The 12,793-nt window shown below is 66.0% G+C and carries 9 protein-coding genes; 2 read left to right on the top strand and 7 right to left on the bottom strand.

The genetic code is table 11. The annotated features are described in order from the left end of the window. Positions 1 to 190: 190 nt before the first annotated feature. Together LQK81_RS14130 and LQK81_RS14125 are read left to right on the top strand one after the other, a co-directional pair. Entirely contained in the window at positions 191 to 1,633 is a 1,443-nt protein-coding gene (locus LQK81_RS14130; protein WP_230806989.1) for an MFS transporter, read from the top strand. Continuing rightward, positions 1,630 to 2,049, top strand: a complete 420-nt coding sequence (locus LQK81_RS14125) for a GlcG/HbpS family heme-binding protein (RefSeq protein WP_230806988.1) — start codon at positions 1,630 to 1,632, stop codon at positions 2,047 to 2,049. Before LQK81_RS14130 ends, LQK81_RS14125 begins: the two co-directional genes overlap by 4 nt. Before the next feature lie 284 nt (positions 2,050 to 2,333). Here LQK81_RS14125 and serA read toward each other — a convergent pair whose 3' ends face one another. The 7 genes from serA to tilS all read right to left on the bottom strand — a co-directional run bounded on the left by serA (position 2,334) and on the right by tilS (position 12,777). Further along, entirely contained in the window at positions 2,334 to 3,929 is a 1,596-nt protein-coding gene (gene serA, locus LQK81_RS14120) for a phosphoglycerate dehydrogenase (protein WP_230806987.1), read from the bottom strand. A gap of 87 nt (positions 3,930 to 4,016) precedes the next feature. Continuing rightward, positions 4,017 to 5,198, bottom strand: a complete 1,182-nt coding sequence (locus tag LQK81_RS14115) for a phosphoserine transaminase (protein ID WP_230806986.1) — start codon at positions 5,196 to 5,198, stop codon at positions 4,017 to 4,019. 419 nt (positions 5,199 to 5,617) lie between these two features. Beyond that, a complete protein-coding gene (locus LQK81_RS14110; RefSeq protein WP_230806985.1) occupies positions 5,618 to 6,457 on the bottom strand; it encodes an outer membrane protein in 840 nt (279 codons plus the stop codon). A 199-nt stretch (positions 6,458 to 6,656) separates the two neighbouring features. Then, positions 6,657 to 7,481: an outer membrane protein gene (locus LQK81_RS14105; RefSeq protein ID WP_230806984.1), complete on the bottom strand. Its 825-nt coding sequence runs from the start codon at positions 7,479 to 7,481 to the stop codon at positions 6,657 to 6,659. A gap of 254 nt (positions 7,482 to 7,735) precedes the next feature. Beyond that, positions 7,736 to 9,088: a phosphoglucosamine mutase gene (glmM, locus tag LQK81_RS14100; protein WP_230806983.1), complete on the bottom strand. Its 1,353-nt coding sequence runs from the start codon at positions 9,086 to 9,088 to the stop codon at positions 7,736 to 7,738. Positions 9,089 to 9,304: 216 nt separating this feature from the next. Further along, complete coding sequence (gene ftsH / locus LQK81_RS14095) at positions 9,305 to 11,227, bottom strand: ATP-dependent zinc metalloprotease FtsH (protein ID WP_230806982.1); 1,923 nt, start codon at positions 11,225 to 11,227, stop codon at positions 9,305 to 9,307. A gap of 191 nt (positions 11,228 to 11,418) precedes the next feature. Continuing rightward, positions 11,419 to 12,777, bottom strand: coding sequence for a tRNA lysidine(34) synthetase TilS (gene tilS / locus LQK81_RS14090; protein ID WP_230806981.1), 1,359 nt, complete (start codon positions 12,775 to 12,777; stop codon positions 11,419 to 11,421). Between the last annotated feature and the right edge of the window lie 16 nt (positions 12,778 to 12,793).

Raw genomic sequence — 12,793 nt, 5'->3', positions numbered from 1 at the left:
GTTCGCTCCACCGGACTGCCCGTCCGTGCGGGCTCGAAATCCGTTTCATCGTCTGTCCTGGTGAGCGGGGCATTGTAACAGCACAGGGGAGGACGCCTTGCACGCAACAAATCCAGTCGCCCAGGCCGATCGGGTGGAGCAATCCGCCATCAGCAAGATCTCGTGGCGGCTCGTACCCTTCATCGCCTTGATGTTCTTCATCAACTTCCTTGACCGCACGGCGATCTCGTTTGCCGGCCCGAACGGGATGACGCAAGACCTCGGGCTCACGGCCGCGCAGTTCGGCTTTGCCGCCGGCATCTTCTTCTTCGGCTACATCGTGCTCGAAATCCCGAGCAACCTCGCCCTGCACAAGTTCGGCGCGCGCAAGTGGCTGGCCCGCATCATGGTCAGCTGGGGCATCGTGTCGCTGCTGTTCACCTGGGTGAGCAGCGCCACCGAACTCTACATCCTGCGCTTCCTGCTCGGCATCGCCGAGGCCGGCTTCTTCCCGGGCGCGATCCTGTTCCTCAGCATGTGGGTCCCCTCGCGCCACCGCGCCAAGATCCTGGCGCTGTTCTACCTCGCCCAGCCGCTGACCACCGTCATTGGCGCGCCGATCGCCTCGGCCCTCATCCAAGTCCACGGTGCCTTCGGCCTCGAAGGCTGGCGGATCATGTTCTTCGGCGTCTCCGTTCCCGCCATCCTGGTCGGCATCGCCACCTGGTTCTACCTGCCTGACCGGCCGAACGACGCCGGGTGGCTGACCCAGGACGAGAAGGACTGGCTGAACGGTGAACTGGCGAAAGAAGACAAGGTCAAGGCAGGCGGCGGTCACGGCCGCATGACCGGCGCCGCGCTCAAGGACGGCCGCGTCTGGCTGCTGTCGGCGATCTACTTCGGCCTGATCTACGGCCTCTATGCGCTCGCCTTCTTCCTGCCGACGATCATCGGCGGCTTCGAGGAAAAATTCGGCACCAAGTTCGACGTGTTCGACAAGGGCCTGATCACGGCGATCCCCTACCTGCCGGGCCGCCATCGCGCTGTTCTTCTGGAGCCGCGACGCCAGCAAGCGCGGTGTCCGCGTCTGGCACATCGGCATCCCGGCGCTGGTCGGCGCGCTCAGCATTCCGCTGGCGCTGTCGATGAACTCGCCCGAGGCGACGATTGCCGTCATCACCGTCACGGCGTGCTCGATCTTCTCGGCGCTGCCGAACTTCTGGTCGATCCCCGGCCGCTTCCTCTCGGGTGCAGGTGCTGCAGCCGGCATCGCGCTGATCAACACGATCGGCAACCTCGCAGGCTTTGCCGCCCCATACATCACCGGCGCGGTACGGGATGCGACGGGTCTTTTCGAGATGCCGATGTACATCGTCGGCGGCCTGATGCTGGTCTCCGCCATCCTGTCGTTCTCGATCGGCGGCAAGATCAGGGAACCTGTCCCGACCGCTTGACGATGCGAGGTTTCCGCGCCGGCACCCACCGGCGCGGAGACGCTTCCCGAATGCTCCTGCCCGGCCTGTCGGGCGCCTCCCCCGAACGTCCGCACCGGCTGATTTTCTCCCCTGCGACGAAAGTCATTTTCGCGCCGCGCCGGCTGCCTTTGCCTCTCCTGCCACGCTATGGTGACGCGAAACACAGGAGACAGACATGACCAGCTACCGCGAAACGATCACCCTCAGCCACAAGGGCGCCATGAACCTGCTTGCCGCAGCCGTGGCCCATGCCGAGCAGATGGGCGTGCCGCAGTGCGTCTTCGTCGTCGATGCCAGCGGCGAGACGATCGCCAGCTTCCGCATGGACGGCGCCAAGTATCTCAGCATGCACACCGCCCGCGCGAAGGCCCGCACCGCCGCCTCGATCAACAATGCCACCGGCGCCATGCCCGCGGAGTTCGGCGTCGCCGCCGGCATCGCCTCGCAGGGCGGCGTCACCCACCTTCCCGGCGGCCTGCCGGTCCGCTTCGCAGGCAAGCTCGCCGGCGCCATCGGCGTCGGCTCCGGCACCGGCGACCAGGACTTCGAGGTCGCTCGCGCGGCGTTGAAGGCGGTCGGCGCGGACGCGGTGTAACCTCGCCTCAGACGGGCGGCGGTAGCCGATAGTCCCGGAACTGCAGCTCTCTCCTCACCTGACCTCAACATTCGCAGATGCCCCTCACCCCGACCCTCTCCCCGCAAGCGGGGAGAAGGGGGATCGAGAGGTTGCGGCAGTCGTCCTTCTCCCCGCGCGCGGGGAGAAGGTGCCGGCAGGCGGATGAGGGGCAATCGCGGTTCAACTTACGCCTCATGAACAAAAAGGCCCGCCCCGGATCGCTCCGGCGCGGGCCTCCTTGCTCGTCCTGGGAGGAGACGAAATCAGTCGACGTTGAACACCAGCGGCTTGGCCTGGCGGATCGCCGCATTGGCGCGCAGCTTGTCGAGAACTTCCTCGGACACCGGGCCGTCGACATAGAGCAGCGCGATCGCGTCGCCGGCTTCCTTCTCGCGGCCGAGTTGGAAGTTGGCGATGTTGACGTTTGCCGCACCGAGCGTCGTGCCGATGAAGCCGATCATGCCGGGAACGTCGGTGTTGGTGATGTAGACCATGTGATTGCCGACATCGGCGTCGAGGTTGATGCCCTTGATCTGGATGAAGCGGGGCTTGCCGTCGGAGAAGACGGTGCCGGCGACCGAGCGGGTCTGGTTGGCGGTCTTGACCGTCAGCTTGATGTAGCCGTCGAAGACGCCCGACTTGTCGCGCTTGACCTCGGAGAGGATGATGCCCTTCTCCTTGATCATGATCGGGGCGGAGACCATGTTGACGTCTGCCACCTGCGGACGGATCAGGCCGGCGAGCACCGCACTCGTCAGTGCCTTGGTGTTCATCGTCGCCGTCTGGCCGTCATAGAGGATCTCGATCTCCTTGATCGCGCTTTCGGTGACCTGGCCGACGAAGGCGCCGAGCACGTCGGCAAGCCGGATGAACGGCTTCAGGATCGGCGCTTCTTCGGCGGTGATCGAGGGCATGTTGATCGCGTTTGAGACGGCACCCTTGACCAGGTAGTCCGACATCTGCTCGGCGACCTGCAGGGCGACGTTCTCCTGCGCTTCCGTGGTCGACGCGCCGAGATGCGGCGTGCAGACGACGTTCGGCAGGCCGAACAGCGGGCTTTCGGTGGCAGGCTCGACCTCGAACACGTCGAAGCCGGCGCCGGCGACATGGCCGGACTTCAGCGCGTCCGCCAGTGCCTTCTCGTCGACGAGACCGCCGCGGGCGCAGTTGATGATCCGCACGCCCTTCTTGGTCTTGGCCAGCGCTGCGGCGTTCAGGATGCCGCGGGTCTTGTCGGTCATCGGCACATGCAGGGTGATGAAGTCGGCCTGGGCCAAGAGCTCGTCGAGTTCGACCTTGGTCACGCCCATCTCCTCGGCGCGCTCCTTCGACAGGAACGGATCGTAGGCGAGCACATGCATGCCGAGCCCGATCGCCTTCTTGCAGACGATGCCGCCGATATTGCCGGCGCCGATGACGCCGAGCGTCTTGCCGGTGATCTCGACGCCCATAAACTTCGACTTCTCCCACTTGCCGGCCTGGGTGGAGCTGTCGGCGGCGGGAAGCTGGCGGGCGACGGCGAACATCAGCGCGATCGCGTGTTCGGCCGTGGTGATCGAGTTGCCGAACGGCGTGTTCATGACGATGATGCCGCGGCGAGAGGCGGCCGGGATGTCGACATTGTCGACGCCGATGCCGGCGCGGCCGATCACCTTGAGGTTGGTCGCCGCCGCGATCAGCTTTTCCGTCGCCTTGGTGGCGGAGCGGATGGCGAGGCCGTCGTAGTTGCCGATGATCTCGGCAAGCTTTTCCTTGTCCTTACCGAGCTGCGGCTGGAAATCGACGTCGACGCCACGGTCACGGAAGATCTGGACGGCGGTTTCCGACAGTTCGTCGGATACGAGTACGCGAGGTGCCATTTTAGGCCTCCTTGGGAAGATCAAATCTGAACAGGAATGCGGGTTACGGCCCCGCCGGGATGGCGGCGAGGCAAGTCACGCAAGGGATCAGGCCGCAGCCTTGGAAAGCGTCGCCTTCTGGGTCTCGAAGGCCCAGGTCAGCCAGGGCATCAGCGCCTGCATGTCGGCGGTGTCGATCGTCGCACCGGCCCAGATGCGAAGGCCGGACGGCGCGTCGCGATAGGCGCCGATGTCATAGGCGACGCCTTCCTTCTCCAGCAGCGCCACGACACCCTTGGCAAAGGCGGCCTGGGCGTCGGCGTCGAGCGCCAGCACGTCCCTGTCTGCGATCGTCAGGCAGACGGAGGTGTTGGAACGGGTCTCTGCGACCTTGGCGAGATTGGCGATCCAGTCGTTCTTCTCGACGAAATCGAAGATCACCTTGGCGTTGGCATCGGCCCGCGCCATCAGGCCCTTCAGGCCGCCGACCGACTTCGCCCACAGAAGCGCGTCGATATAGTCCTCGACGCAGAGCATCGAGGGCGTGTTGATCGTCTCGCCGGTGAAGATGCCCTCGATCAGCTTGCCGCCCGAGGTCATGCGGAAGATCTTCGGCAGCGGCCAGGCCGGCTGGTAGGACAGAAGCCGCTCGACGGCGCGCGGGCTGAGGATGATGACGCCGTGCGCACCCTCGCCGCCAAGCACCTTCTGCCAGGAGAAGGTGACGACGTCGAGCTTGGCAAAGTCGAGGTTCTGCGCGAACGCAGCAGACGTCGCATCGCAGATCGTCAGGCCCTTGCGGTCGGCGGGGATGAAATCGGCGTTCGGGACACGGACGCCCGAGGTGGTGCCGTTCCAGGTGAAGACCACGTCGTGGTCGAAATCGATGGCGGAAAGGTCCGGCAGCTCGCCGTAAGGCGCCTCGATCTTGCGCGCGTCCTTGAGCTTCAGCTGCTTGACGACGTCGGTGACCCAGCCGGCGCCGAAGCTCTCCCAGGCGACCATGTCGACCGGGCGCTCGCCGAGCAGCGACCACAGCGCCATCTCGACGGCGCCGGTGTCGGAAGCGGGCACGATGCCGATGCGATAATTGGCCGGCACTTCCAGGATTTCGCGGGTGAGATCGATGGCCTGCTTGAGCTTGGCTTTGCCGACCTTGGCGCGGTGCGAGCGACCGAGCGAGGCATCGGCGAGGGCTTCGAGCGACCAACCGGGGCGCTTCGAGCAAGGGCCAGAAGAGAAATGGGTATTGTTCGGACGCACGTCCGGCGCGGTGACGGTCTTCGTCATGATGGCTATCCTTCCAGATAGAAAGCCCTTCGTTGGGGAAGGGTGTCCCGCCGCCGGAAATATGAGAGGAGCCGAACCGAGTCAAGCCGAATATGTCGCCCCGGGGAAAATATTGGGCGCAGTGGGGATGGTTGCGGCGCAGTTTGCACACGGCGTTCTGGCGAGCGAGTGGCTGGCGGTGGTGGTCGCAACTACACTTCCCCGTCACACCGGCCCCCGAGCCGGTGTCCAACGGCGGCGCGGCCGCGGCGCGGAAAGTGCTTTATCGCGCAAGGACTTGCGCAACTGGATGCCGGCTCAAGGCCGGCAAGACGGTGTTGATGGCTACCGGTCGAGGGACAGAGGAAAACTTTGGAGCCTGCGTTAGCGGTCCGACGTCGCAATCCGCCGGCTGCCGCTCGCCATCCCGCCAGCCGGTCCTACCAGGTCGTGACGCGGATACCGGCGCGGATCTCGTGGCGCTGGAAGCCGTCGTCGCTGGCCTTGGTGCCGGAAGCGCCGAGCGCCTTTTCGGCGTCGCTGTAGCCGAACATCTTGCCGCCGTCGATGTCGGAGTAGCGGTAGCCCACGTCGAGCTTCACGCGGTTGGTCAGGTCGTAGGAGGCACCGGCCATCAGCGCATAGGTGAAGCGCCAGCTTTCCTCGCCGGGACTGCGGACCGGATCGCCCTGCGAGGTGCTGCCGCAGACGCTGGTGCCGTCGACGCAGGTCGCGCGCGTCTTCAGGTCGTCCCACTGGACGTTCGTCGCCCCGACGCCTGCGCCGATATAGGGCGTGAAGCCCGCATAGGTGCCGAGGTCGACATAGCCGTTGGCCATGACGCTGATGGCGTTGTAGCCGCTGTCATGGGTGAAGTCGCACCCCGTCCCGGCGTTTTCGCCCGGGCAGGCGCGGCCGATCGACGAATCCGCGTCGAAGCTCGAATTGAAGAAGTCTGTCGTGAGATCGGTGCGCAGGAAATTGTTGAACTGATAGCCCATGCCGAAGCCGTAGGAGAACGGCTTGGAGAAGCGCGCGTCGTCGAACCGCTCGCGGCTCTCGTCCGCGCCGCCCTCGCCGATATAGTTGTAGTCGATGTCGCCGCCCTTGATCGAGGCGGCATAGCCGATGTCGCCGCGGATGTACCAGCCCTGCGCGACCGCGACCGTCGACATGTCGACTTCCGGCGCCTCGACCACCGGGTAGATCTCGCCGCCGGCAAGCGCCGTGCCCGCCGAAAGGCCGGCGAAGATGGCGGCACCGAAAATTGTCTTTCGCACGATCATGTCTCGCCCCCGAAACGACGGCCAAGATGGCGGCCGGTTAACTGGAAGCCAGTATTTCAGGGAGAGGTTAAGGGCCGGTTAAGCATGTTTGTTAACCACGCCGGCGCGCCATACGGCCAGCTTTGAAAACACGAAAACGGAAAAGCCGCCCGGCGGACACCGGACGGCTTTTGACCTAAAAACAGGCGACGTCTTACTTGTAGACGATCGGCTCTGCCGGCGGCACGTAGGGCACTTCGCAATTGTTGAAGCTGTAGCGCAGGCCGACGCGGGCCTCGTGGACGAAGAAGCCGTCATCTTCGCCCGGCCCGCCGTTCATCGCATAGCCGAACATGTCGCCACCGGCGATCTGGCGGAAACGGTAGCCGGCATCGGCCTTCCAGTTGCAGGTCAGGTCGACCGAGGCGCCGGCCATCAGCGCATAGGTGAAGCGCCAGCTGTCCTTGCCGCTGTGGGAGACGGTGTCGTCGCAATTGCCGGGATCGTCGACGGAGCACGAGGTGTTATGCAGCTTGCCCCAGTTGACCCGGGTGGCGCCGATACCGGCGCCGACATAGGGCGTTACGCCGTAGTAGGTGCCGAGATCGACATAGGCGTTGGCGAGCAGGCTGAGCGCCGACCAGGAGGCCCGGTCGGAAGAGACGCAATTGTCGGACACGCCGCAGCTGCCGCTGGTCGAGCCGTTGAAGTCGCCGTCGAAGAGGTAGTCGAGCGTCACGTCGGTGCGGAAATAGTCGTTCCACTGGTAGCCGACGCCGCCGCCGAGGACGACGCCGCCGTCGAGATCGGTGTCGTCGAAGTCCGTCTTGGTGCCGTCCGGACCGCCCTGATAGTAGCTGGCGCCGCGCATGTGGGTCCAGCCGTAGCCGACGTCGCCGCGCAGGTACCAGCCGCCGGTCGACAGCGCGACCGCCTCCACCGGCATTGGCTGCACCGGCTCCGGTTGAAAGGCGTCCGCCGCAAAGGCGGATGAGCTCACGACCAGAGCTGCTACGGCGCTACCAAGATACTTCATCATGCCCCGACTCCATGGACCTGTGCGCGGGGCAGCGGGGTCCGCGGCACCGACGTTCATCGATTTGGAAGGGATAATGGAGTGCAAAGGTTAAGTTGTAATTAACTACGACACTTAACTCTGGTTGTTAACCTCCAGGTAAGCTTTATGCCGGCAGGGCATGAAAAAAGACCGGGGCGCATGGCGTGAGATTTCGCTCACACGATGCGCCCCGGCCTGCCAGCATGCCCCACTGAAACTTGAAATGCCCCGCCGGTTCAGGCGGCGTGGCGGACTGAACCGATGACCCCCACCAGCTCGTCGACGATCCGCTCGACCATCGCATGGTCGTCGCCTTCCGCCATGACGCGGATCAGCGGCTCGGTGCCCGAGGGCCGGATCAAAAGCCGCCCGCTCTTGGCGAGCGCGTTCTCGGCCTCGGCGATCGCGGCGATCACCTGCGTATCCTCCAGCGGCTTGCCGCCCGAGTAGCGCACGTTCTTCAGCACCTGCGGCACCGGCTCGAAGCGATGGCAGATCTCGCTGACCGGGCGACCGCTGCGCTTGACGCAGGCAAGCACCTGCAGGGCCGCGACGAGGCCGTCGCCGGTGGTGCCGAAATCGGACAGCACGATGTGCCCCGACTGTTCGCCGCCGACGTTGAAATCGTGCTGGCGCATGTGCTCGACGACGTAACGGTCACCGACCTGGGTGCGCTCCAGCCCGAGCTTCTTGCTCTTCAGGAAGCGCTCCAGCCCGAGATTGGACATGACGGTGGCGACAAGACCGCCGCCCTTCAGCATGCCGTCGGCCGCCCAGGTCTCGGCGATGACAGCCATCAGCTGGTCGCCGTCGATCAGCCGGCCGTTCTCGTCGACGATCTGCACCCGGTCGGCGTCGCCGTCGAGCGCGATGCCGATATCGGCCCGCACCTCGTCGACCTTGCGCTTCAGCGCCTCGGGGTGGGTCGAGCCGCATTCGAGGTTGATGTTGGTGCCGTTCGGGTCCGCCCCGATCGTCACCACGTCGGCGCCGAGCTCCCACAGCGCCGCGGGTGCGACGCGATAGGCGGCCCCGTTGGCGCAGTCGACCACGACCCTCAGGCCATGCAGCGTCACGTCGCGCGGCAGCGTGCGCTTGGCATGCTCGATGTAGCGATCATGCACGCCGTCGATGCGCTTGGCCCGGCCGATCTCGCCGGCCTTGGCGAGCTGCGGCACGATGTCATCGTCCAGCATCGCCTCGATCTGCGCCTCGAGCTCGTCGGAAAGCTTGTAGCCGTCCGGCCCGAACAGCTTGATGCCGTTGTCCTGGAAGGGGTTATGGGAGGCCGAGATCATCACGCCGATATCGGCGCGCAGCGAACGCGTCAGCATCGCGACGGCCGGCGTCGGGATCGGGCCGAGGACGAAGGCGTCCACGCCGGCGGCAGTGAAGCCCGCGACCATGGCGTTCTCCAGCATGTAGCCGGAAAGCCGCGTGTCCTTGCCGATGACCACGCGGTTGCGATGGGTGCCGCGGCGGAAGATGGTGCCGACCGCGATGCCCACCCGCATGGCGAGGTCGGGCGTCATGGGAAAGACATTGGACTGGCCCCGGATACCATCGGTGCCGAAATAGCGACGCTTCATCTGCGCTCCTGAAATCGTTGGATCGGACCTAGGTGCCGGCGGACACCGTCCTGTGTCGCTGCCGCATCGCCCGTCCGCTTCTGTGCCCTCTTTGCCATAGAACGGAATGGAGAGCATCTGAAATTCGGTTCTCTCCCGTTACAGCCCGTTACCATGGCGAACGAAAAAGGCCGGCCGCGAGAACGGCCGGCCCTGTCGATTTTTACGAAGACCTGGCTATTGGGGCTGCGGCTCGAGACCGCCTTCCGCCTCTCCGCCCTTCTTCTGCCCTGCCTTCGGCACGGCGGAGCCGCGATGCGGCGGGCTGTCGTCGCCGAGATCGCGGGCCGGCTTCTCGCCGCGGATCAGCGCCTTGATCTCGTCGCCCGTCAGCGTCTCGTATTCGAGCAGGCCCTCGGCCAGCGCCACGAACTCGTGATGCTTCTCGGTGATGATGCGCTTGGCCTCGGAATAGGCCTCGTCGATCAGCCGGCGGATCTCGTTGTCGATCTTCTGGGCGGTCGATTCGGAGACGTTCTTCGACTGCGCGACGGAATGGCCGAGGAAGACCTCCTGCTGGTTCTCGCCATAGGCGACCTGGCCGAGCTGGTCGGAGAAGCCCCACTGGGTGACCATGGCGCGGGCGAGCTTGGTCGCCTGCTCGATATCGGAGGAAGCGCCCGAGGTGATGTTCTCCTTGCCGAAGGTGATCTCCTCGGCGACGCGGCCGCCCATCATGATGGCAAGGCGGGAAACCATCCACTTGTAGCTCATCGAATAACGGTCGCCTTCCGGCAACTGCATGACCATGCCGAGCGCACGGCCGCGCGGGATGATCGTCGCCTTGTGCAGCGGATCGGCCATCGGCACGTTCAGCGCCAGGATCGCGTGACCCGCCTCGTGATAGGCCGTCAGCTTCTTCTCCGCCTCGGTCATCGCGGACGAGCGGCGTTCTGCGCCCATCATGATCTTGTCCTTGGCGTCCTCGAACTCCTGCATGGTGACGAGGCGCTTGTTGCGCCGCGCCGCCATCAGGGCAGCCTCGTTGACGAGGTTCATCAGGTCGGCACCGGAGAAGCCGGGCGTGCCGCGGGCCAGCACCTTGAGGTCGACGTTCGGCGCCAGCGGCACGTTGCGGACATGCACCTTGAGGATGCGCTCGCGGCCGACGATATCAGGGTTCGGCACCACGACCTGGCGGTCGAAGCGGCCCGGACGCAGGAGCGCCGGGTCCAGAACATCGGGACGGTTGGTGGCGGCGATCAGGATGATGCCCTCGTTCGCCTCGAAGCCGTCCATCTCGACCAGCAACTGGTTCAGCGTCTGCTCGCGCTCGTCGTTGCCCCCACCGAGACCGGCGCCGCGATGGCGGCCGACGGCGTCGATTTCGTCGATGAAGATGATGCAGGGCGCGTTCTTCTTCGCCTGCTCGAACATATCGCGGACGCGCGAGGCACCGACGCCGACGAACATTTCGACGAAGTCGGAACCGGAAATGGTGAAGAAGGGCACGTTCGCTTCGCCGGCGACCGAGCGGGCGAGCAGCGTCTTGCCCGTACCCGGAGGACCGACGAGCAGCACGCCGCGCGGAATGCGGCCACCGAGGCGCTGGAACTTCTGCGGATCACGCAGGAATTCGACGATCTCTTCCAGGTCCTGCTTGGCTTCGTCCACGCCGGCGACGTCGGCGAAGGTGACGCGGCCATGCGCCTCGGTCAGAAGCTTGGCCTTGGACTTGCCGAAGCCCATGGCGCCGCGCGATCCGCCCTGCATCTGGCGCATGAAGAAGAGCCAGACGCCGAGGATCAGGAGCATCGGCAGGAGTGTTCCGACATAGCTGAGGAAGCTGTTGGAGCCATCAGTCTCCGGGCGGGCGTTGATGACGACGTTCTTGGCTTCCAGCCGCTCCGTCAGCGCGTCGTCGATCGAGGGCGCATAGGTCTGGAACGTCGTCCCGGTCTCCACATAGCTGCCGACGATCTTGTTGCCCGTGATCACGACTTCCTTGACCCGGCTGCCGTCCACCTCTTTCAGGAACTGCGAATAGGGAATGTCCCGCGAACCGGTCTGGGCCGGGCTCGTCTGGAACATGCTGAAAAGAGCGATCAGCAGCAGCGCTATGATGGCCCACAGGGCGACATTGCGGAAGTTTGGGTTCATCAGTTTTCCGGGCACTTTCTCGGCTACAGGGGTTGCGCCGTCTCATTCACGCCTAACATAGGGTCGTGGCGTCGCCTTGCCAAGGCAAACCGAACGCCCCCGGACCTTTTCTCCGATCATCGTTGACGCATATGGCCGTTTTGGGGTGCGCACGGTTGCCGGCCGCGCCGGCAGGCTGCCCCGCGCGCCTTTCAGGCCGGCTCTTTTTCCGTGGCGAGCGGCAGCTTCGGCCGTCGCGGCAGCCCGAGCAGACCGGCGATCGCGTCTGCGAGCGGCAGGCCGAAGACCGGCAGGTAACGGTCATAGGGAGCGAGCACCGGCTCGATCGCATGGGACGCGTCCTCCGCCCTCGCCTCGCCGGCGAGGACGACCGGCCGGGCCCGGCCGGCCCGCCGCGCAACCCCTGCCGGAACGTCCGGCGGGAGAAACAGGCTGCCGTCGTCCGCAGCACCACAGGACTGGACGAGAAGCGGCGCCTTGCCGAGATTCCTCACCCGAAAGCGGCCGTCCCAGACGGCAACCTCCCCCGGTCCGATCCGGAGGCTGCCGATGCCGCGCTGCTCGCGATAGAGGAACAGCCCCTCGCGGCGGCGGTCGAAGACCACCCGGCCGGCCGTGAACCGGGACAGCGCGCCGCTTTCGAGAAAAGCCGCGAGACGGCCTGCCGCAGCTCGCTCCAACCGGTGCTCGCGCCCGCCGAGGACGGCGCAGAGGGCGAGCAGCGCCTGAAACGCGGCGCCGGAGGACTGCACGGTCGCAATCGCCGGCACCGGCAGAACGGCAAGCGCCGCATCGAGGACGCGCACGCTGCCGCCAAGGAATTCGCCCCCCTCCTTCGCGGCCAGATGTCGCGCGCGCGCGGCCTCGGTCCGGCCGGCCTCTTCAGCGTCGGAGGCCGTCCGTGCTGCCTCTGGCCCGGCCGTGGCATCGAGCCGCACGCGCACGCGTTCGAACGTTCTGTTGGCATTGCTGGGGTCTTCCAGCCAGTCCTGCCCGCGATGCCGCAGCGCGTTGCGGATCGCCTCGCGCGGCACGCCGAGCAGCGGCCGCAGCAGCCAGACGGTGTTGTGGAGCAGGGTTGCCGGCGCGATCCCGGCGAGGCCGGCGCCGGTGTCGCTGCGCGCGCCGCGCATCGCCACCGTTTCGCGCTGGTCGTCGCGATTGTGGGCGGTGAGGATCGCGTCGGCCCCCGCATCGCGGGCGGCCTGCAGCAAAAGCGCATGACGCGCCTCGCGCGCCGCGGCCTGCACGCCTCCCTGCGGCTTCGGCCCGCGCCAGATCAGCGTCGCATGGGCGATGCCGCGGCCGGCGCACAGCGCCGCCATCCAGCGGGCCTCCGCGTCCGAGCCGGGCCGCAGGCCATGGTCGATCGTGCAGGCGCACAGGGAAAATCCGGGATAGCGGCCGGATCGCAGCGCTTCGTCGAGCGCGATCAGCAGGCCGACGGAATCGCCGCCGCCGGAAACGGCAACGAGCAGGCGGGCGGGCTTGAAAAAACTGTTCAGAAATTGGGCGACGGCTGCGTCGACGGGCTCGGCTTCGGCGCGCATCGCGGCCTCGCTCCGA

The sequence above is a fragment of the Rhizobium sp. GN54 genome, from assembly GCF_021026345.1.
Classification (GTDB): Bacteria; Pseudomonadota; Alphaproteobacteria; order Rhizobiales; family Rhizobiaceae; genus Mycoplana.
This window is presented reverse-complemented; position numbering and strand designations above follow the sequence as displayed.

Bases quoted from the DNA above. Each gene is read 5' to 3' on its own strand.
- tilS (WP_230806981.1), bottom strand. From the start codon at position 12,777: ATGCGCGCCGAAGCCGAGCCCGTCGACGCAGCCGTCGCCCAATTTCTG.
- glmM (WP_230806983.1), bottom strand. From the start codon at position 9,088: ATGAAGCGTCGCTATTTCGGCACCGATGGTATCCGGGGCCAGTCCAAT.
- LQK81_RS14130 (WP_230806989.1), top strand. From the start codon at position 191: ATGTTCTTCATCAACTTCCTTGACCGCACGGCGATCTCGTTTGCCGGC.
- LQK81_RS14125 (WP_230806988.1), top strand. From the start codon at position 1,630: ATGACCAGCTACCGCGAAACGATCACCCTCAGCCACAAGGGCGCCATG.
- ftsH (WP_230806982.1), bottom strand. From the start codon at position 11,227: ATGAACCCAAACTTCCGCAATGTCGCCCTGTGGGCCATCATAGCGCTG.
- LQK81_RS14115 (WP_230806986.1), bottom strand. From the start codon at position 5,198: ATGACGAAGACCGTCACCGCGCCGGACGTGCGTCCGAACAATACCCAT.
- serA (WP_230806987.1), bottom strand. From the start codon at position 3,929: ATGGCACCTCGCGTACTCGTATCCGACGAACTGTCGGAAACCGCCGTC.
- LQK81_RS14105 (WP_230806984.1), bottom strand. From the start codon at position 7,481: ATGATGAAGTATCTTGGTAGCGCCGTAGCAGCTCTGGTCGTGAGCTCA.